Annotated in this window: 19 protein-coding genes; 7 read left to right on the top strand and 12 right to left on the bottom strand. The window is 67.8% G+C overall.

Going from position 1 to position 17,466, the window contains the following annotated elements:
* Positions 1–11 precede the first annotated feature (11 nt).
* Entirely contained in the window at positions 12–998 is a 987-nt protein-coding gene (locus tag ACLJRM_RS04545) for a hypothetical protein (protein WP_101610345.1), read from the top strand.
* A 63-nt stretch (positions 999–1,061) separates the two neighbouring features.
* Here the strand turns inward: ACLJRM_RS04545 and ACLJRM_RS04540 are convergent, their stop codons facing one another.
* Both ACLJRM_RS04540 and ACLJRM_RS04535 read right to left on the bottom strand, forming a co-directional pair.
* Positions 1,062–1,559, bottom strand: coding sequence for a DUF3830 family protein (locus tag ACLJRM_RS04540; protein WP_038508763.1), 498 nt, complete (start codon positions 1,557–1,559; stop codon positions 1,062–1,064).
* Entirely contained in the window at positions 1,559–2,809 is a 1,251-nt protein-coding gene (locus tag ACLJRM_RS04535) for an aspartate aminotransferase family protein (RefSeq protein ID WP_101610344.1), read from the bottom strand. Before ACLJRM_RS04535 ends, ACLJRM_RS04540 begins: the two co-directional genes overlap by 1 nt.
* A gap of 88 nt (positions 2,810–2,897) precedes the next feature.
* Between ACLJRM_RS04535 and ACLJRM_RS04530 the strand changes: the two genes are divergently transcribed.
* From ACLJRM_RS04530 to ACLJRM_RS04520, 3 genes are all read left to right on the top strand, one after another.
* A complete protein-coding gene (locus ACLJRM_RS04530; protein WP_101610343.1) occupies positions 2,898–4,361 on the top strand; it encodes an NAD-dependent succinate-semialdehyde dehydrogenase in 1,464 nt (487 codons plus the stop codon).
* A gap of 11 nt (positions 4,362–4,372) precedes the next feature.
* A complete protein-coding gene (locus ACLJRM_RS04525; RefSeq protein ID WP_410662365.1) occupies positions 4,373–5,446 on the top strand; it encodes a tartrate dehydrogenase in 1,074 nt (357 codons plus the stop codon).
* A 524-nt stretch (positions 5,447–5,970) separates the two neighbouring features.
* Positions 5,971–6,447, top strand: a complete 477-nt coding sequence (locus ACLJRM_RS04520; RefSeq protein WP_101610341.1) for a DUF4262 domain-containing protein — start codon at positions 5,971–5,973, stop codon at positions 6,445–6,447.
* A gap of 4 nt (positions 6,448–6,451) precedes the next feature.
* Here the strand turns inward: ACLJRM_RS04520 and ACLJRM_RS04515 are convergent, their stop codons facing one another.
* The 3 genes from ACLJRM_RS04515 to ACLJRM_RS04505 are packed head-to-tail and all read right to left on the bottom strand — an operon-like array spanning position 6,452 to position 8,702.
* Positions 6,452–7,144, bottom strand: a complete 693-nt coding sequence (locus ACLJRM_RS04515; RefSeq protein WP_101610340.1) for a GntR family transcriptional regulator — start codon at positions 7,142–7,144, stop codon at positions 6,452–6,454.
* 3 nt (positions 7,145–7,147) lie between these two features.
* On the bottom strand, positions 7,148–7,918 hold the full coding sequence (locus ACLJRM_RS04510) for a maleate cis-trans isomerase (RefSeq protein WP_410662364.1): 771 nt from the start codon (positions 7,916–7,918) through the stop codon (positions 7,148–7,150).
* A 43-nt stretch (positions 7,919–7,961) separates the two neighbouring features.
* Positions 7,962–8,702 carry an Asp/Glu/hydantoin racemase gene (locus ACLJRM_RS04505; protein WP_101610338.1) on the bottom strand — a complete coding sequence of 247 codons (741 nt, stop codon included), beginning with the start codon at positions 8,700–8,702 and terminating at the stop codon, positions 7,962–7,964.
* Between the two features lie 160 nt (positions 8,703–8,862).
* Between ACLJRM_RS04505 and ACLJRM_RS04500 the strand changes: the two genes are divergently transcribed.
* Together ACLJRM_RS04500 and ACLJRM_RS04495 are read left to right on the top strand one after the other, a co-directional pair.
* The gene (locus tag ACLJRM_RS04500; protein WP_410662441.1) at positions 8,863–9,804 is read left to right on the top strand and encodes a D-2-hydroxyacid dehydrogenase; all 942 of its coding nucleotides are present in this window, start codon (positions 8,863–8,865) and stop codon (positions 9,802–9,804) included.
* Positions 9,801–11,177, top strand: a complete 1,377-nt coding sequence (locus tag ACLJRM_RS04495) for an amidase (RefSeq protein WP_410662363.1) — start codon at positions 9,801–9,803, stop codon at positions 11,175–11,177. Before ACLJRM_RS04500 ends, ACLJRM_RS04495 begins: the two co-directional genes overlap by 4 nt.
* Before the next feature lie 44 nt (positions 11,178–11,221).
* Here ACLJRM_RS04495 and ACLJRM_RS04490 read toward each other — a convergent pair whose 3' ends face one another.
* On the bottom strand, positions 11,222–12,442 hold the full coding sequence (locus ACLJRM_RS04490; protein ID WP_101610335.1) for an MFS transporter: 1,221 nt from the start codon (positions 12,440–12,442) through the stop codon (positions 11,222–11,224).
* Positions 12,439–12,957, bottom strand: coding sequence for a winged helix-turn-helix domain-containing protein (locus tag ACLJRM_RS04485; protein ID WP_101613484.1), 519 nt, complete (start codon positions 12,955–12,957; stop codon positions 12,439–12,441). The genes ACLJRM_RS04490 and ACLJRM_RS04485 overlap by 4 nt, the downstream gene beginning before the upstream one ends.
* 108 nt (positions 12,958–13,065) lie before the next feature.
* Here ACLJRM_RS04485 and ACLJRM_RS04480 point away from each other — a divergent pair, with 108 nt between their 5' ends.
* The gene (locus tag ACLJRM_RS04480) at positions 13,066–14,040 is read left to right on the top strand and encodes an aldo/keto reductase (protein ID WP_410662362.1); all 975 of its coding nucleotides are present in this window, start codon (positions 13,066–13,068) and stop codon (positions 14,038–14,040) included.
* Here the strand turns inward: ACLJRM_RS04480 and pqqB are convergent.
* From pqqB to pqqA, 5 genes are all read right to left on the bottom strand, one after another.
* Positions 14,037–14,900, bottom strand: a complete 864-nt coding sequence (gene pqqB / locus ACLJRM_RS04475) for a pyrroloquinoline quinone biosynthesis protein PqqB (RefSeq protein WP_410662361.1) — start codon at positions 14,898–14,900, stop codon at positions 14,037–14,039. The two genes, ACLJRM_RS04480 and pqqB, sit on opposite strands and share 4 nt — an antisense overlap.
* Entirely contained in the window at positions 14,897–15,985 is a 1,089-nt protein-coding gene (gene pqqE, locus ACLJRM_RS04470; protein ID WP_410662360.1) for a pyrroloquinoline quinone biosynthesis protein PqqE, read from the bottom strand. Before pqqE ends, pqqB begins: the two co-directional genes overlap by 4 nt.
* Positions 15,976–16,248: a pyrroloquinoline quinone biosynthesis peptide chaperone PqqD gene (pqqD, locus tag ACLJRM_RS04465; RefSeq protein ID WP_101610331.1), complete on the bottom strand. Its 273-nt coding sequence runs from the start codon at positions 16,246–16,248 to the stop codon at positions 15,976–15,978. Before pqqD ends, pqqE begins: the two co-directional genes overlap by 10 nt.
* 2 nt (positions 16,249–16,250) lie before the next feature.
* Positions 16,251–16,931 carry a pyrroloquinoline-quinone synthase PqqC gene (pqqC, locus tag ACLJRM_RS04460; protein WP_410662440.1) on the bottom strand — a complete coding sequence of 227 codons (681 nt, stop codon included), beginning with the start codon at positions 16,929–16,931 and terminating at the stop codon, positions 16,251–16,253.
* A 103-nt stretch (positions 16,932–17,034) separates the two neighbouring features.
* Positions 17,035–17,130 (bottom strand): pyrroloquinoline quinone precursor peptide PqqA, encoded by a 96-nt coding sequence (pqqA, locus tag ACLJRM_RS04455; RefSeq protein WP_101613483.1) that lies wholly within the window; start codon positions 17,128–17,130, stop codon positions 17,035–17,037.
* Positions 17,131–17,466: the final 336 nt, after the last annotated feature.

The following is a 17,466-nucleotide window of genomic DNA, read 5'->3' as shown; positions in this document are numbered from 1 at the left end:
AGGAGGGAAACATGATCAGCAGGAACCCGCGACGCCGTCGAACCTTGATCGCCGCGGCCGCAGTGGCCGTCGCGACCTTGTTCGCAGGTGTGGCACCGGCGGTGCAGGCCGCACCGGAGGCACGCAGTGACGTCTTCATCCGGGACAACGGATCCGATTACGGTTACGAGGACTCGTCCGGCTCGCTCTACTCCAGCCCCGACATCCGGGTGTGTTTCTCGGCGACGGTCCTCTGCGCCACCGATGACCCGATCGTCCAGGGTGGCAACGCCTTCATCCACGTCACGCTGAACCGCCCCGGCCCGTACGGTGACGCATACGAGAAGGGAAACCTGCAGGTCTGGTACACCAAGCAGGGCACCGTGGCCCAGTGGCCGAACCAGTGGAACTACATCGGCTCGAAGCTCGACGTGGACGTGCCCTACGGCACCAAGACGGTCGTCATCCCGTGGAAGGTCCCGATCGGCTCGCACTTCTGCCTGCTGGCCCGGTGGCTCTCGCCGACCGACCTGCCGACGGAAGGTGTCAGCACTTCCCTCAACACACGGAAGAACAACAACATCGCCTGGCACAACGTGAACGCGGTCCCGTTCAAGATCAAGGTGCCGGTGATCCGGCCGATCGTGTTCGGCTGGCACGGTCCCGACCCCACGGCGGTCGGTGACATCGTCTTCACCCAGCCCGGCAAGCCGTTCACCGGCCCCGGACGGATCACCATCGACCTCGGCCCCGACCTCGCCGCGCGGTGGCGGGCAGGCGGCGCGAAGGGTGAGGGCATCGAACGGGTCGGCGAGACCGAACTGGCCATCGTGAACCCGCAGCGGGCCCGGATCAGCGGGCTGGCGTTCAAGGCGGGAGAACAGATCGACGCACGGCTGAGCTTCACCGCCGGTGCCGAGGCGGCCGGTGGGCAGTACACCGTCCACGTGACCCAGGTCGACCAGCGCGGCGAAGAGGTCGGTGGCGTCGAATACCGGCTCGCGGCCGAACGGCAGTAAGCCAGGGAGGGGTGCCGGCCCGTGGGCGGCGAGGGTGGGGAACCCTCGTCGCCCACGGGTTTTTCACGCGCGTGCGAACGAAAGCGTCTCGCCCTCGACACCTCGCAGCCAAAGGTCTTGCGCCGCTTCGGCCATCTCGGCCAGCCCCTCTTCGATCGTCGCGAACACGTTGCCGGGCACCCAGCCCGCGTCGCCGTTGATCAGCAGGTTGTTGCGGCCGTAGAAGATCGCGAGATCCGTCGCGCCCTGGTCGCTGTGGGCCTCACTGTCTTCGTCGTAGCCGTACGCCGGGTTGCCGATCTCCCACGCCTCGAACCCGAAGTACACGACATCCCCCGGAATCGGGGTCACCGTGGGGTTTTCGCGGCCCGGCTTCGGTTCGGCGAACGGCGGAACGAGGGTGTAGACCTCGTTGCGCGCGTACTTCGCGTGGTAGGCCGAACCGCTCTGCGGCAACGCGTCCCACACCGCGCGGCAGGTCCGAGGGGCTTCGGCGTCGAGCAGCCGGGCGCGGCAGGACACCCCGCGCTTGTCGAGGGTGATCGTGATGTAGCGGGCCATCACTCGACCCCCGCCACGACGTCACCCCAGATCCGCAGCGCTTCGTCGACCTGTTCGGTGTCGACGACCAGCGGCGGAACCATCCGGACGACGTTCATGTACGCCCCACAGGTCAACAACAGCAACCCGTTGGCGGAAGCGGCTTTCTGGGCCGCCTGTGCCTTCGCGGTGTCCGGCTCGCCGTCCGGCGTGGTGAACTCGGAACCGACCAGCAGCCCCAGCCCGCGGACGTCGCCGATCGACGGCGACTTGTCCGCGATCACCCGCACGCCTTCGAGCAGCTGGCGTCCGCGTTCGGCGGCGTTCTCGACCAGGCCCTCCCGCTCGATCACTTCGAGCGTGGCCACCGCCGCCGCACAGGCCACCGCGTTTCCGCCGTAAGTCCCGCCCTGCGAACCGGGGAGCGCCTTCGCCATCAACTCTTCCGACGCGGCGATGCCCGAGATCGGGAACCCGCTGGCGAGTCCCTTCGCGATGAGCACGATGTCCGGGCTCACCCCGAAGTGGTCGTGCCCCCAGAACTTGCCCGTCCGGCCGAAGCCGGTCTGGATCTCGTCCATCACCAGCAGGATCCCGTGCCTGTCGGCGCGCTCCCGCAGCCCGGCCAGGAACTCGGGGTTCGCCGGGACGTAGCCGCCTTCGCCGAGCACCGGCTCGATGAAGAACGCGGCCGTCTCGTTCGGCGCGCAGACCGTCGCGAACAGGTAGTCGAGCTCGCGGAGGGCGAACTTCGTCGCGGTCTCCTCGTCCCAGCCGTAGTGGAACGCGTAGGGGAAGGGTGCGACGTGCACACCGGACATGAGCGGCGAGATCCCGGCGCTGAACCGGGTCCCCGACGTCGTCATGGTCGCCGCCGCGACGGTCCGGCCGTGGAAGCCGCCCTGGAAGACGATGACGTTGGGCCGCTTGGTCGCCTGCCTCGACAGCCGGAGCGCCGCTTCGACCGCCTCGCTGCCCGAGTTCGAGTAGAAGAGGGAATTCAGTCCTTCCGGGAGGACGCCGCCCAGCTTCTCGGTCAGTTCCAGCATCGGCTTGTGCATGACCGTCGTGTACTGCCCGTGGATGAGTTTGCCGATCTGCTCCCGCGCGGCGCTCACCACGTGCGGGTGACAGTGGCCGGTGCTGGTCACGCCGATACCGGCGGTGAAGTCCAGGTGACGTTTGCCATCGGTGTCGTAGAGGTACACCCCTTCACCGTGGTCGACCACGACCGGCGTTGCCTGCTTGAGCAGCGGTGATAGCTGGGCCATGGGCTGCGCTCCTAGGTCGGCTGAGCTGTTGTCGATTGTTGACAATATCCATAGCATGGCGTTCGGGACAACATGGAGGAGCGTTGGGATGAGCTCGATCAGTGAGGCCGGCGTAGTCAAGGCGGTCGACAAGGAACTGTTCATCGGCGGCAAGTGGGTGCCCGCCGCGGGCGGGAAGACCTTCCCCGTTCTCGACCCCTCGACAGGCGAAGCCCTGTGCGAGGTGGCCGACGCGTCACCGGCGGACGGCGTCAGCGCCCTCGACGCCGCCGTCGCCGCGCAGGCCGACTGGGCGACCGTCGCCCCGCGCGAACGCGGCGAGATCCTGCGCCGCGCGTACGACCTGCTCATCAAGCGCGCCGACGAACTCGCGCTGCTGATGACCCTCGAGATGGGCAAGCCGCTCGCGGAGTCCAAGGGCGAGATCACCTACGCGGCCGAGTTCTTCCGCTGGTTCGCGGAGGAGGCCGTCCGGATCGACGGTGGCTACGCCGTCGCGCCCAACGGGGCGGGCCGGTTCCTGGTGACGAAGCAGCCCGTCGGACCGTGCCTGCTGATCACGCCGTGGAACTTCCCCATGGCGATGGGCACCCGCAAGATCGGGCCCGCGGTCGCGGCAGGCTGCACGATGATCATCAAGCCCGCTGCTCAGACCCCCCTTTCGATGCTGGCCCTCGCGGCGATCCTCGCCGAAGCGGGATTGCCGGAAGGCGTGCTGAACGTGCTCACGACGTCGGACTCCGGCGGCGTGATGGAGCCGCTGATCCGGGACGGCCGTGCCCGGAAGCTGTCCTTCACCGGCTCGACCGGTGTCGGGCGGAAGCTGCTGGAACAGTGCGCGGACAAGGTGCTCCGCACCTCGATGGAACTCGGCGGCAACGCCCCCTTCCTGGTCTTCGAAGACGCCGACCTCGACGCGGCGATCGACGGCGCGATGACCGCGAAGATGCGCAACATCGGTGAGGCCTGCACGGCCGCCAACCGCTTCTACGTCCAGCGAGGCATCGTCGACGAGTTCTCCCGGCGCCTCACCGAGCGCATGGAGGCCCTGCCCATGGGGCGAGGCACCGAGGAAGGTGTCGTCGTCGGCCCGCTCATCGACAAAGCCGCCGTCGAGAAGGTGAGCAGCCTGGTCTCCGACGCCACCGGGCGAGGAGCACGCGTCCTCACCGGCGGGTCTACTGTGGACGGTCCAGGTAACTTCTATCAGGCCACGGTGCTCACCGACGTGCCCAAGGACGCCAGGCTCGCCTCGGAAGAGATCTTCGGGCCGGTCGCCCCGATCACCGCGTTCGACAGCGAGGACGAGGCCATCGCGGCGGCGAACGACACCGAATTCGGTCTGGTTTCCTATGTGTACACCTCCGATCTCAAACGGGCGTTGCGGGTTTCGGAACGGTTGGAAGCCGGCATGATCGGCCTCAACCAGGGCTTGGTCTCGAACCCGGCGGCGCCGTTCGGCGGGATCAAGCAGTCCGGACTCGGCCGTGAAGGCGGCACCGTCGGCATCGACGAGTTCCTCGAGACCAAGTACATCGCGGTGGCTCTGTGATTTCTCGAGCGGTGACCTCTCAAGCGGGGAACTCCTATCGGATCGCCAGCATCCCCGGCGACGGGATCGGCGTCGATGTCACGATCGAGGCCCGCAAGGTGCTCGACCGTGCGGCGGAGTCACACGGTTTCTCCTTGTCCTGGAAGGAATTCGACTGGAGTTGTGAGCGGTACACCAAAACCGGCGCGATGATGCCGGACGACGGCATCGAGCAGCTTTCCCGGTTCGACGGGATCTTCCTCGGCGCTGTCGGTTTCCCGGGTGTCCCGGATCATGTGTCGTTGTGGGGCCTCCTCATTCCGGTGCGGCGCGCGTTCACCCAGTACGTCAACCTCCGGCCGGTCCGGTTGCTGCCGGGGACGACGTCGGCGCTGGCGGGCCGGAGCGCAGAAGAGCTGGAGATGGTGATCGTCCGGGAGAACTCCGAGGGTGAATACTCGGAGATCGGCGGCAGACACAACCGTGGTCTGCCGAACGAGTTCGTCTTGCAGGAATCCGTGTTCACGCGGGTCGGGGTGGAGCGGATCATCCGCTACGCCTTCGAGCTGGCGAAGACGCGGACGGGCCGGGTTTGCTCGGCCACGAAATCCAACGGGCTCATTCACTCGATGCCGTTCTGGGACGAGATCTTCTTCGAAATCGCTTCGGACTATCCGGACGTGCGAGCCGAACAGTGCCATGTCGACGCGCTCGCCGCGCGGATGGTCCAAGCACCGGACCGGCTCGACGTCGTGGTCGCTTCCAATCTCTTCGGCGACATTCTGAGCGACCTGGCGGCGGCCGTGACGGGCGGGCTCGGAATGGCGCCTTCGGGCAACATCAATCCAACCGGCGAGTTCCCTTCCATGTTCGAAGCGGTGCACGGCAGCGCTCCCGACATCGCCGGACAGGGCATCGCGAATCCGGTGGCGCAGATCCTGGCGGGTGCGATGCTGCTCGACCATCTCGGGGAAACCGCTGCGGCACAAGACGTTCACGCTGCGGTGGAGAAGGTTCTCGAGGAGGGGACCGTGCAAACCCCTGACCTCGGCGGTAAGTCCACCACCGCCGAACTCGGGTCCGCGGTGGTCGCCGCTCTATCTTGAACCATCCGCATAGAGGCGTGTCAAGTCCGTGATGTCATGAACGGTCCGTTCATGACATCACGGGGTGATTCGCTCGCCTGAGCGACGCGATGTGAAGTACGTGAAGGCCCCCTTCCTTGCGCTAGGCGCAGTGAAGGGGGCCTTCACGTACTTATCGGGAGGTAAGGCAAAGGTGTCGTGATGGCAGCCCGGGGCTCAGGTCGGTCGAGACGTTGCTCCACGCTGCGGGACCGATGCCCCCAATGTCACATTGGAGACGCTCAGCGTCTCCAATGTGACATTGGGAGCAGTGGCCGTCGGGCGGGGGTGGGGCCGGTGACGGGCACCGCGCTCGAACGCGACACCTTTGCCTGGGAGATTCAAGTCGGCCAGAACGCCAAAATTCGCGAAGTTCTCTGCCTCGCAACGGAAAACCAAGACGGAAAGGCCTCCGCGTCGCACGGGCACTCACCCGAGTCGCGAGTTTTTGTCGGTGCCCCGGTGCACGGTGTCGATCATCGGATTCGACGACTGGAGGAGCGCCGATGTGCTGGCATTGCGACAACCCCGGGAAGACTCGCGACGACTACCTCACCGAGGAGGTCCGCCCGCTGATCCGGAAGTACGGCTGGATGGTGCAGACCGTCGAGCGGGGAGCCGCTCAACCGGGCTTCGCGTATACGGTCGGGCTCACCGACGCCGGGCTGCCGGAGCTCGTCGTCACCGGCTTGCGGGAGCGAAGATCGGGGCAGCTGCTGAACTATTTCGCCCAGCAGGTGGTCCGGTCGGGGCCGCCGGATTCCGGTGAGGTGCTGCCCGCGGCGCTGGGATGGCCCGCGCTCGAGGTCGTTCCGCTGAGCTCGCCGTCGGCGCACCTGCTCACCGCCGTCCTCTTGTACGGAGCCGACTTCCGTGCCCTACAACTGGTTTACGAGGACGAGCACGGCAATTGGCCGTGGGACAGGGATTTTCGCGGCGGGACGGGCGGGCAGCCGGTGCTGGGGGCGCGGGGTCGTGGCTGAATTCCTAAGGCACCGCGGGAGCTTCGCCCTCTCGCAGGCTTGTCCCCGGGGCCAGCCGTTGCACCGCGTCCTCCATGTGGGCTTCCAGCAGCGAAAGCGCGGTCTCTTCGTCGCCCGCGCGCAGAGCCTCGATGATCCGCGTGTGCTCGGTGACCCGCTCTTCGACTCGCTGATAGGTCCCCTGCAGTGCGGTGAGGCACATCCGGGTCTCGATCAGCAGTGTCCGGGCCATACGGACGAGCCGCTTGCTGCCGGAAGCGGCGATCAGCGCCTCGTGGAAACGGAGGTCAGCCCAGGAGAGCGCGGTCGGATCGTCGTCGTCGGCGGCGACGGCCATGGCGCCCACGGCCTGTTCGAGTTCGGTGGCGACCTTCTCCCGGTCACCGCGCAGGGCTCGCAGCATCGCGGCGCGCTCGATGGCCGAGCGTGCCGAGTAGATGTCGTAGACGTCGCCGGGTTCGAGGTCGATCACGAACAGGCCGCGGTGGCGCTCGCTGCGCAGGAGCCCCTCGGAGACGAGATGCTGCATCGCCTCTCGCAGCGGCCCCCGCGAGACTTGGAACCGGGAGGCCAGGTCGGTTTCACCGAGCTGGGTGCCGGGAGGGAGGGCGCCGGTCATGATCGCGTCCCGCAGCTGGCGCGCGATGATCCCGGCGGTCGATTCCCGGCTGACCGGCTCGATATCCGGCAAGGACATGGTTCAGTTGCCTCTCTTGCCGAACAGCGCGCCCAGTGTGCGGACGAGCGGGGACTTCCCGGTGAGCCGCAGGCCCTCCCAGACGGTGACCTGGTTGGCGGTCAGCACCGGCTTGCGGAGCCTGATCTCGAGTGTGTTGATCTCGCCGAGCGTCCGCATGGCGGTGTCGGGGACCAGCAGTGCGTCAGCGGCCGGATGGTCGCGGCTCACCGCGAGTTCGACGACGGCTTCCGGGCTGAGTTCCCCGACCTCGGCGGCGGTGTCGATGTCGGCGCTGCCCATCGAGACCACTTCGATCCCGCCGGCGCCGAGGAACTCGACGAACAGCTGGGCGACGTCGTCCGGATAGCTGGCGGCGACGGCGACCCGCCGGACGCCGAGGGCCTGGGCGGCGTGGACGAAGGCGAAGGAGGTGCTCGACGCCGGGACGCCGGCGACGGCGGCCAGCCGGTCGGCCTGGTCGCGGGCGCCTTCCCAGCCGTAGACGAAGCTGCCGCTGGTGCATGCCCACACCACCGCGTCCGGTTCGTGTTTGGCCAGCAGCGCGGCACCGTCGGCGAGCCGGCTCTCGCTGCCGAGGTCCAGCAGCTCGGGTACGGCGTGCAGATCGGTCCCGTAGATGTGCTCGACCGGCAACTTGATCCCGGCCATGTCCCCGCCGAGGAGCTGTTCCGCGAGTGGGTAGTCGTCCTCGGCCGCGTGATCGGGGTAGATGAATCCGATCGTGGTCGTCTCGGACGGCGGCTCAGGTGGGGTGAGCGGCGAGATGGACACGGGACCTCCGGAGGCAGATTGTCGACAATCGTAGGGGAAGAGGTCAATCGACCTCGCGGAGCCACTTGCCGGGGCCGACGATCGGCAGGTTCATCCGCCGGAGGCAGGCCCACATCGTGAGCTGGTTCGCGGTGAGGACGGGTTTGCCGAGCGCGCTTTCGAGCGGCTCGATCAGATCGTAGGTGGGGAGGTTGGTGCAACTGACGAAGATGGCGTCCGCGTCGGCGTGGTCGGCGGCGAGGATGCGCTCGGCGATGGTCCGGTAACTGACCTTCCAGATGCCGCCGCCCAGGCCGAGGTGGTCGCTCGAGACGGTGCGCACGTGGAGTTCGGCCAGGAAGTCGTGCAGCTTCCCGGTCAGGTCGCCGTCGTAGGGCGTCAGCACCGAGACCCGGTGGAGGTCGAGCTGGTGCAGGACCTCGGCCAGCGCCCCGGAGGTGGTGACGGCGTCCGGCGCGCCCGCGTCGCAGATGGCCTTGGTCAAGGAGCGTTCGTAGTCCACACCGTTGACGAAACTTCCGGAGGTGCACAGATAGGCGACGACTTCGGGCTCCACGTGGAGCACGTCTCTCGTGGCGGCGGCGAGATGCCTGCTGTCGCTGACGAGCTGGGCCATCTCCATGCTGACGGGCACGGGTTCGTACGGCGTCCGCGCCAGATGGAGGGAGACCTCCATGGGCACCCAGCGCCACAGCTCGCGTTCAAGGGCGAGGTCGAAGGGAGCGATCACGCCGATGCCGCGCTGCGCCAACGGGCCTTCGAACTCCAACAAGTCGAAATCCAAGTTTCAGCCTCCGGAGAACTTCTGCTGCCACAGGTCCGGTGCTCCGGGGGTCGTTCCTCGGATTGTTGACAATCATACGAGCCACTTTTACGGTGTCAACGTGAAACCCTCGGAGACCCCTGTGCTGGCGGTGCTCTGCGGAGACGCACGCCCACCGGACATGCGCGCTATCGAAGCCGAAGCGGTGGTTCGTTACACCGACGAGGCCGGGCTGGCCGATGCGTTATCCGGAGCCGACGCCCTCTTCGTCTACGACTTCCTTTCGACCGCCGTGCCCGGTGCCTGGCATGCGGCCGACGGGCTGCGCTGGCTGCACATCGCCAGCGCGGGTGTCGACCCGGTGCTCTTCCCTGGGCTGCAGGCGAGCGACGTCGTGCTCACCAACTCGCGCGGGGTGTTCGACGGGGCGATAGCCGAGTACGTCCTCGGGGTCGTCCTCGCGTTCGCCAAGGACTTCGTCCGGTCGTGGGACCTGCAGCGGCGGAAGCAGTGGAAGCACCGTGAGAGTGAGCGGATCTCCGGACGCCGTGTCCTGGTGGTCGGCACCGGGCCGATCGGCCGGTCGATCGCGCGGTCGCTGCGGGCGGCCGGGATGTCGGTGGCCGGCGTCGGCCGTCGCCCCCGTGAAGACGATCCCGATTTCGGGGACGTGTTCTCCTCCTCGGGCCTGGCCCGTCATCTCCCCGAGGCGGACTACGTCGTCGCGGTCGCCCCGCTGACCGAGCAGACGAAGGGCATGTTCGACGCCGAGGCCTTCGCCGCGATGAAGCCCGGCGCGCGGTTCGTCAACGTCGGCCGCGGGGAGCTGGTCGTCACCTCCGACCTGGTCGGCGCGCTGCGGGACGGCCCGCTCGGCGGTGCGGCTCTCGACGTCTTCGACACCGAGCCGCTGCCCGCTGAAAGTCCTTTGTGGAGTATGGAGAACGTGCTGATCTCGCCGCATATGTCGGGCGACTTCGTCGGCTGGCGCACTACTCTGGTAGAGGTGTTCGCGGACAACTTCCGTCGCTGGCGCACGGGGGAGCCACTGCGCAATGTCGTGGACAAGCAGCTCGGATACGTGCCGTCGGAGACGCTTCGTCAAGGGTTAGGGGCCGGATGAACGACACCAAGTTGACCGCGAGCGAGCTCGTCGCCGCTTATGCCACCGGAGAGCTTTCACCGGTCGAGGCCACCCAGAACGCGTTGCGCGTCATCGAAGAACGCGACGGTGAGACCAACGCCTACTGCCTCGTCGACGCCGATGGCGCGCTCGAACAGGCGAAAGCCTCCGAGATCCGCTGGCGGGACGGTAACCCGATCGGCTGGCTCGACGGTGTCCCGGCCTCGATCAAGGACATGTTCCTGACGCAGGGCTGGCCGACGTTGCGCGGTTCGCGGTGCATCGATCCGGACCAGCCGTGGGACGTCGACAGCCCGGTCACCGCGCGACTGCGGGAAAACGGCTTGGTGCTGCTGGGAAAGACCACGACGCCGGAACTCGCTTGGAAGGGTGTCACCGACAACACGCTGACCGGGATCACCCGCAACCCGCACGATCCGTCGACGACGGCGGGTGGGTCCAGCGGCGGGAGTGCCGCGGCCGTCGCGGCCGGGATGGGCGAACTCTCCGTCGGTACCGACGGCGGTGGCTCGATCCGGATTCCGGCTTCGTTCTGCGGAATCGTCGGCCTCAAGCCGACACACGGCCGGATCCCGCTGTTCCCGGCGAGCCCGTTCGGCCCGCTGTCGCACGCGGGTCCGATGGCGCGGTCGGTGGACGACACCGCGCTGCTCCTCGACGTCCTCGCCTTGCCCGATCACCGCGATCCGGCCGCGCTCGCCCCGCCCGTCTCGACCTTCCGCGAAGCGGTGCGCCGGGACGTGCGCGGGCTGAACGCCGCCTACTCGCCGACGCTCGGCTATGTCGACGTCGACCCGGAGGTCGCGGCGATCGTCAAGTCGGCGGTTCAGTCGCTGAGCGACGCGGGCCTGCACATCGAGGAGACCGATCCCGGCTTCAGCGACCCCAAGCCCGCCTTCGACATCCTGTGGTCGACGGGCGCGGCCAAGTGGCTGGACACCTTCCCCGCCGGTTCGGACACGATGGTCGATCCGGGGCTGCGGAAGGTGTGGGAACTCGGCAAGACCTTCTCGGCGAGCGACTACCTCGGCGCCAACGCCGAGCGGGCCGCGCTGGGCATCCTGATGGGCGAGTTCCACACGCGGTACGACGTGCTCATCACGCCGACCCTCCCGATCGCCGCCTTCGAGGCCGGGCACGAGGTGCCGCCGGGCAGCGGACTGAGCGGCTGGCCGGACTGGACGCCGTTCACCTACCCGTTCAACATGACCCAGCAGCCCGCCATCAGCGTGCCGGCCGGTCGCACCTCTCGTGGTCTCCCGGTCGGCCTGCAGATCATCGGCCCGCGGCACTCCGACGACCTGGTGCTCGCGGTCGCGAAACTCCTCGAAGAGGTCCGTCCCTGGCCGTGACCAGCGGAAAGAGAGCAAGGGACCTTTGCTATCGCCGGTGAGGTTCAGGGTTGCGCGGCGTGGGTCTTCCGCACCAGGCCGCGCACCTGGCCACTGCACAGCGCGAGGCAGGTGGCGGCCACGACCAGCGCGGCGCAGGCGATCAGGGTCGTGCTGACCCCGAAGTGCAGCGCCGCCGGTCCCGCCGCCATCTGGCCGAGTGGCAAGGCGATGAAGGAACCGAGCATGTCGTAGGAGTAGACGCGCGCGAGTTTGTCCTCGGGCACGTTCTCCTGCAGCGAGACGTCCCAGGCCACCACGAACTGCTCGATCGCCATGCCGGAGACGAACATGGCCGCCAGCAACAGCGGCAACCACGGTGCCTGACCGAGAAGGATCAACGGCGGCGCTTCGAAAAGGATCACCGCGACACCGACGAACAGCGCGCGCCGCGGCTGCCATCGGGCCACGAGGATCCCGCCGACGAGCGAGCCGATCGTCTGCGCCGCGATGGCGAATCCCCAGCCGGAGCGCCCGAAGGTGCCGTCGGCGACCAGGGGGCCGAGCACCGCGATCCCGCCGGCGATGACGGCGTTCACCACCATGAACTGCACGACCACGACCCACACCCAGGTCCGTGACCGGAACTCTCGCCAGCCTTCGGCGAGTTCCGCCAGCGGACGGCTGCCGGGGACCCGTTCCCGGCGGCTGAGGCGGATCCGCCGATAGGACAGGGCGGAGCCCAGGAACAGCAGCGCGTTCCCGCCGAGCGCCCAGCCGGGGCCGACGGCGGTGACCAGGACGCCGCCGAGCCCGGCACCGGCGATCCGGCCGGAGTTCGAAAGCAGCCTGCCCAGCGCGTTGGCCTGTGCCAGCAGGGTGGCGGGCACGGTCAGCGGGGTGAGCGACGCCGAGGCCGGCGCGGAGATCGCGGTCACCGCGCCGTTGACCACGCTCAGTCCGACCAGCAGCGGGATCGACGCGAATCCACAAAGGACACTCGCGGCGATGGTCGCCTGGGTCAGCGTGGCCGCGAGTTCGGTGCCCTGCAGGATCACCGATCGCGGCAACCTGTCGGCCAATACCCCGCCGAACAGCAGCAACACGACGCTGGCCACCGACCGCGCGCCCACGACGATGCCGATGTCGACGGCCGAACCGGTCAGGTCGATCACCGCGAACGCCAGCGCGAGCGGGGCGACGGCGTTGCCGAACTCCCCGAACGTGCGGCCGCCGATCAGCCAGCGGAAGTTGTGATGGCGCAAGGGCTCGCGCAGTGACGTCACGATCGCGTCATTTCGAACAGCGAAACCGTCGCGCTGACCGGGATCGTGCCCCGGGTACGAGGCGGTCGCGCGGCCGAGTGGAGGAGCTTGCTCAGCTCGTGAGCGTGTTCGACCGCCTTTTCCCAGGTCTCGCGGTCGACCCAGATCTCCGCGTCGGTCGTCGAACCCCGTTGTCCGGCGACGCGGAATTCGCCGCGCCGCTTGAGTTCTTCGGCCATCGCCGCGATGAGGATCTGGTCCTCCTGCGGATTCGTCGACGCGAACCGACCGCCGGACTCCGGATCGTGCCGGTAGCGTTTCGCCAGCCCGCCCCGGATCCGGACCTCCTCGGCGACGTCGAGCAGTCCGGCCTCGTGCAGCCGCCGCAGGTGATAGCTGATATTTGCTTGTGTCTCACCGAGTTCGCGCGCGGCTTCGGCCGCACTCATCGCGACACCGGTCAAAAGCGACAGAATGCGCAGCCGCACGGGATGGGCCAGCACGCGCAGCCCGTCGAGGCTGGGGGACTCGGACATGAGGGTGAGTATCGACTGCCGGGACGCCAACCGTCAAACAGTTATTTGGGGGTTTCGTTGGCCGGGAGATCCGGTGCGATGGTCCGATGTCTGTGCTCTGCTGGAGGTATGCGTACGACGACATTGGGCAGGAGCGGCCTCGAGGTTTCGAGGATCGCCTTCGGCACCTGGCAGCTCGGCGGGGACTGGGGATCGTTCGACGAGGACGCGGCGATCGCCGCGATCCACCACGCCCGCGAACTCGGGGTCGATTTCTTCGACACCGCTCAGGCCTACGGTTTCGGGAAGTCCGAGGCCATGCTCGGGAAGGCGTTGCGCGAGGAACTCAAGCGCGACCGCGACAGCCTCGTCATCGCCACGAAAGGCGGCATCAAGCCGCGATCCGACCGTCCGCGCGACTCCCGGCGCGAGTGGCTGACGCAAGGAATCGAGGACAGTCTCCGCTTCCTCGACGTCGACCACATCGATCTCTACCAGATCCACTGGCCCGATTCCGACGCGCCCGCCGAGGAGACCGCGGGGATCCTGCAGGAGTTCGTCGACGCGGGGAAGATCCGGCACATCGGTGTCTCGAACTACGACGCCGCCGGTCTGGCCGACTTCGACAAGACCCGTCCGATCGAAACCCTCCAGCCTCCGTACCACCTGTTCCGCCGCGACATCGAGACCGATCCTCTGCCGTACGCGCGAGAGAACGACATCGGCGTGCTCGTGTACAGCCCGCTGGGCAGCGGCCTGCTGACCGGATCCTTCACGCCGGAGACGACGTTCGAGAAGACCGACTGGCGCTCGCGCTCGTCGGCGTTCACCGGGGAGACCTTCCGGCGCAACCTCGCCATCGTCGACAAGCTCGAGGAATTCGCCGCGGACAAGGGGATCTCGGTCAGCCAGCTCGCGATCGCGTGGACGCTCGCCCAACCGGGCGTGCACGTCGCGATCGTCGGCGCGCGCAAGGCGGCCAACATCGAAGCCAGTCTCGCCGCGGCCGACATCGACCTGACCGCGGACGAGCTCGCGGAGATCGACCGCCTCACCGCCGACGCCGTTCCCGTTTCGGGCGCCAGTCCCGAGGGCGTCGCCTAGAGCTCGAACTCAGTACCGTCCAAGGGAAGCGAGGCGCCGCCGTCCAGGACGGCGGCGTGCTCCGGCGAAGACGGGTCGACGACGGGGTTCGTGTTGTTCAGATGGGTGTACGCCCACCGGGGACCGGGCCGGAGCTTCGCGAGACTGCCGGTGATCGGCAGATGCCCCATCGCCAGCTGGGCACCGTCGCCGACCTCGGCCGCCGTGGCGCCCGACATCTCGTCCGGCGCGTAAAAGGTCCCGTCCAGGAGAACCAGGCTCGCGCCCTCGGTGAAGGCGTCGAACCCGTCCGGCCAGCTCTTCAGGCAAGGCGCGTACACGAACACCCCGCCGGTCTGGACGTCTTCGATCCGGTACGCCACCACCCACGGACCGTCCTCAGTGGACGAACGCGCGTACTTCGGCCTCTTGTCACTGACGGGAAGCGCGCTCACGCGGAGTCCGTCGATGGCGATCTCCGAGTTCGGCAGCCAGTCACCGCCGCCGTAGCCGTCGATGATCGACCTCGCGGGGAACTGCTCCGACAGCGCGCCGAGTACCGCTTCCGGTGCCCACACCGGCAGCCCGCCGGCTTCCCGCAGCAGGAGCAGGCCGAGCGAATGATCGAGCTCGGCATCGGTGAGCAGCACGCCGCGCAGCGGGATCTCCCTCGGCCCTGGACCGGCGCGGAGCGGCGGCGTGGCGAGAATCTGCGCGCGGATGTCCGGAGACGCGTTGAGCAGATACCAACTTTCACCGTCCGCGCTCACCGCGACACAGTCCTGGGTCCGGGGCGGTGCGTCCGAAGTGCACAGTGCGCAGGCGCAGTTCCACTGCGGGAAGCCGCCTCCCGCCGCGGTGCCGAGCAGGATCACCCTCATCGCGGCGCCCTCATCACGAGCTCGTCCGTTTTCGGGGGTGTGGCGAGGATGAGATCGACGACGTCGCGACGCGGCGAACGCGAGCACACCGGATCCGTCGCCGCCGCGTCGCCGGTCAACTGGAACGCTTGACACCGGCAGCCGCCGAAGTCGATCGAGCGCCTGTCGCAGGTGCCGCAGGTGTCCGGCATCCAGTCCTCGCCGCGATAGGCGTTGAAGGAACCGGATTCGTACCAGATCCACGCCAGCGGCTTGTCCCGCACGTTGTCGAACGTCAGGGTCTCGATCGCGGTCGACGCAGGGCACGGCAGCACGTTCCCGTCGGGCGCCACGGTCAGCTGCCGCGCGCCCCAGCCGTACATGCACGGCTTCGGGTACTGCTCGTAGTAGTCGGCGACGACGTAGATGATTTCCATGCTGCCGCGCAACCGTTCGGTCGCCGCGCGCACGATCGGCTCCGCTTCGTCGAGTTGGCGCCTGGTCGGCATCAGGGCGTCGCGGTTCCGCAACGCCCAGCCGTAGTACTGCGTGTTGGCCAGTTCGAGCCGGTCCGCGCCCATCTGCTCGGCCAGGTCGATGATCCCGGCGAGCTGGTCGTGGTTCTGCCGGTGCAGGACGACGTTCACCGAAAGCGGCAGACCGGCTGTCTTGATCAGCCCGGCGACGACCAGTTTCCGGTCGTGGGCCCGGGCACCCGCGAGCCGGTCCGCGCGTTCGGCGGTCGCGCCCTGGACGGACAACTGGATGTGCGCGATGCCGCGTTCGACGAGATCGTCCAATCTGGGCTCGGTCAGCCCGAGTCCGGACGTCACCAGGTTGACGTAGCAGCCGAGTTTCGTGGCGTGCTCGACCAGGATGGGCAGGTCCGGCCTGGCGAGCGGTTCGCCGCCGGACATGTGCACCTGGAGCACGCCGAGTTCCCGGGCCTGTGAGAGCACGGAAAGCCATTCCTCTGTGGACAGTTCGCCGTCGCGGGCGATCATTTCGACCGGGTTCGAGCAGTACGGGCAGTGCAGCGGGCAGCGATGGGTCAGCTCGGCGAGCATGCCCAAGGGCGGCGCCGCGGTGGAGGTGTTCAGGTCCATTCGACGATCCGCCGATCTCCCAGCCTGGTCAGGACGTCCAGGATCTCTTGCTCGCGCACACCGGTATAGCGCTCGCGCAGCGCGGCCGCGATCGCGGCGACGTCCGCCGCGCCGTCGCAGAGCCCGAGCACGGCGGCGGCGGTCGGATTCGGGACGAGCACGCCTTCGGGGAACAGGAGGACGTGAGTTTCCCTTGTCCGGTCATAACTCAGCCGGACGCCGCGCCGCAGCCGCGGCACGGAACCGGTGGTGATGGTGGTCATCGCTACTCCTTGGCCGCGGCGCGCTCGATGGCGTCGAGCACGGACCAGAGCACGTCGGTCTTGAACGACAGCGCGGCGATCGCCTTCTCCTGCTGTTCGCGGGTGACGGCGTGCCGCACGACGATGTCGAGTGTTCCTTTGCCCTCGCCCGAGACCTTGTCGATGCGATTGGTGAAGTAGGCGAGGTCCTCCCGCGCGATCCACGAGTAGTTCGCCAGCATGTCGGCGACGCGTCGCTGCATGAGGTGCCCCGCGAACATTTCGGTCAGCCCCGAAGCGACCGCTTCCAGCCAAGGTTTCGTTCGGGCGAAATTCACGTAGGCGTCGACGGCGAACCGGACGCCGGGGGCGACGTGCCGCTGATCGAGAACCTCTTCGCGGTCGAGCCCGACCGCGGTGCACAAACGGAGCCACCGCTCGGTTCCGCCGTCCCCGGCTTTCGTCCCGTCGTGGTAGACGATGCGATCGAGCCATTCACGGCGGATCTCGGGCAAGGGGCAATTGCTGATGATCGCCGCGTCCTTCTGCGGGAGCACGCATTGGTAGTACCAGCGGTTCGCGGCCCAGATCTTCAGTTCGTGCTCGGACAGTTCGCCGCCGTGCATCCGGTGGTGGAACGGATGCGTGCCCCAGTAGCGGTGGGAAAGCCCGCGCAAGGCCGCGATGAATTCCGCCGACGACATCGGCTCGGCGGAAAGAGGAAGAGACACGATGCTGCCTCCAACGGCTCGCTGATCGGGACGGCGGCACGGTGGTGGGGGACGGCCCCCACCACCGGGTGGGAAATCAGTCCTCCATGCGGGCCGCGTAAGCGGTGACCTCCATGGGAGTTTCGTACTCGACGAAGTCGGGTGTGGTCCATACCTCGATGGCTTCGATCATTTTCTCACTCCTCGGATCGCTGACCTTGATCCCCGGAACGTCCACATGGGAACGAACCGGGCCGAGCCCCGCCACCCTAGAAGCGGGCCGCCGATTCTGACCAGACGTAAGGACCAAGTTCCGAAGCCGTTTTGTAAAGTTTCCTACCTATGGCCGATCGAGCCGCCCCGATCGTCACGCTCGGCGCACACAACGGTTAACGGGAAGGGCTTCCGATACCCCGTCCAGTGGTGTCCGTTTCGTCCCGTGGTGTGTTTGTATCCAACTCGACGGGTGAACCCCGGCCACCCGCCGACCGCCGCCATCCGAGCTCCAGGGGTGTAGCTGAAGGAGGCG

Origin of the sequence: Amycolatopsis sp. lyj-84, from assembly GCF_046549075.1 — a bacterium.
Classification (GTDB): Bacteria; Actinomycetota; Actinomycetes; order Mycobacteriales; family Pseudonocardiaceae; genus Amycolatopsis.
This window is presented reverse-complemented; position numbering and strand designations above follow the sequence as displayed.

Excerpts from the sequence above, each read along its gene's own strand:
- ACLJRM_RS04545 (WP_101610345.1), top strand. The coding sequence starts at position 12 with ATGATCAGCAGGAACCCGCGACGCCGTCGAACCTTGATCGCCGCGGCC.
- ACLJRM_RS04540 (WP_038508763.1), bottom strand. The coding sequence starts at position 1,559 with ATGGCCCGCTACATCACGATCACCCTCGACAAGCGCGGGGTGTCCTGC.
- ACLJRM_RS04535 (WP_101610344.1), bottom strand. The coding sequence starts at position 2,809 with ATGGCCCAGCTATCACCGCTGCTCAAGCAGGCAACGCCGGTCGTGGTC.
- ACLJRM_RS04530 (WP_101610343.1), top strand. The coding sequence starts at position 2,898 with ATGAGCTCGATCAGTGAGGCCGGCGTAGTCAAGGCGGTCGACAAGGAA.
- ACLJRM_RS04520 (WP_101610341.1), top strand. The coding sequence starts at position 5,971 with ATGTGCTGGCATTGCGACAACCCCGGGAAGACTCGCGACGACTACCTC.
- ACLJRM_RS04515 (WP_101610340.1), bottom strand. The coding sequence starts at position 7,144 with ATGTCCTTGCCGGATATCGAGCCGGTCAGCCGGGAATCGACCGCCGGG.
- ACLJRM_RS04500 (WP_410662441.1), top strand. The coding sequence starts at position 8,863 with ATGCGCGCTATCGAAGCCGAAGCGGTGGTTCGTTACACCGACGAGGCC.
- ACLJRM_RS04495 (WP_410662363.1), top strand. The coding sequence starts at position 9,801 with ATGAACGACACCAAGTTGACCGCGAGCGAGCTCGTCGCCGCTTATGCC.
- ACLJRM_RS04485 (WP_101613484.1), bottom strand. The coding sequence starts at position 12,957 with ATGTCCGAGTCCCCCAGCCTCGACGGGCTGCGCGTGCTGGCCCATCCC.
- ACLJRM_RS04480 (WP_410662362.1), top strand. The coding sequence starts at position 13,066 with ATGCGTACGACGACATTGGGCAGGAGCGGCCTCGAGGTTTCGAGGATC.
- pqqB (WP_410662361.1), bottom strand. The coding sequence starts at position 14,900 with ATGAGGGTGATCCTGCTCGGCACCGCGGCGGGAGGCGGCTTCCCGCAG.
- pqqE (WP_410662360.1), bottom strand. The coding sequence starts at position 15,985 with ATGGACCTGAACACCTCCACCGCGGCGCCGCCCTTGGGCATGCTCGCC.
- pqqD (WP_101610331.1), bottom strand. The coding sequence starts at position 16,248 with ATGACCACCATCACCACCGGTTCCGTGCCGCGGCTGCGGCGCGGCGTC.
- pqqC (WP_410662440.1), bottom strand. The coding sequence starts at position 16,931 with ATGTCGTCGGCGGAATTCATCGCGGCCTTGCGCGGGCTTTCCCACCGC.
- pqqA (WP_101613483.1), bottom strand. The coding sequence starts at position 17,130 with ATGATCGAAGCCATCGAGGTATGGACCACACCCGACTTCGTCGAGTAC.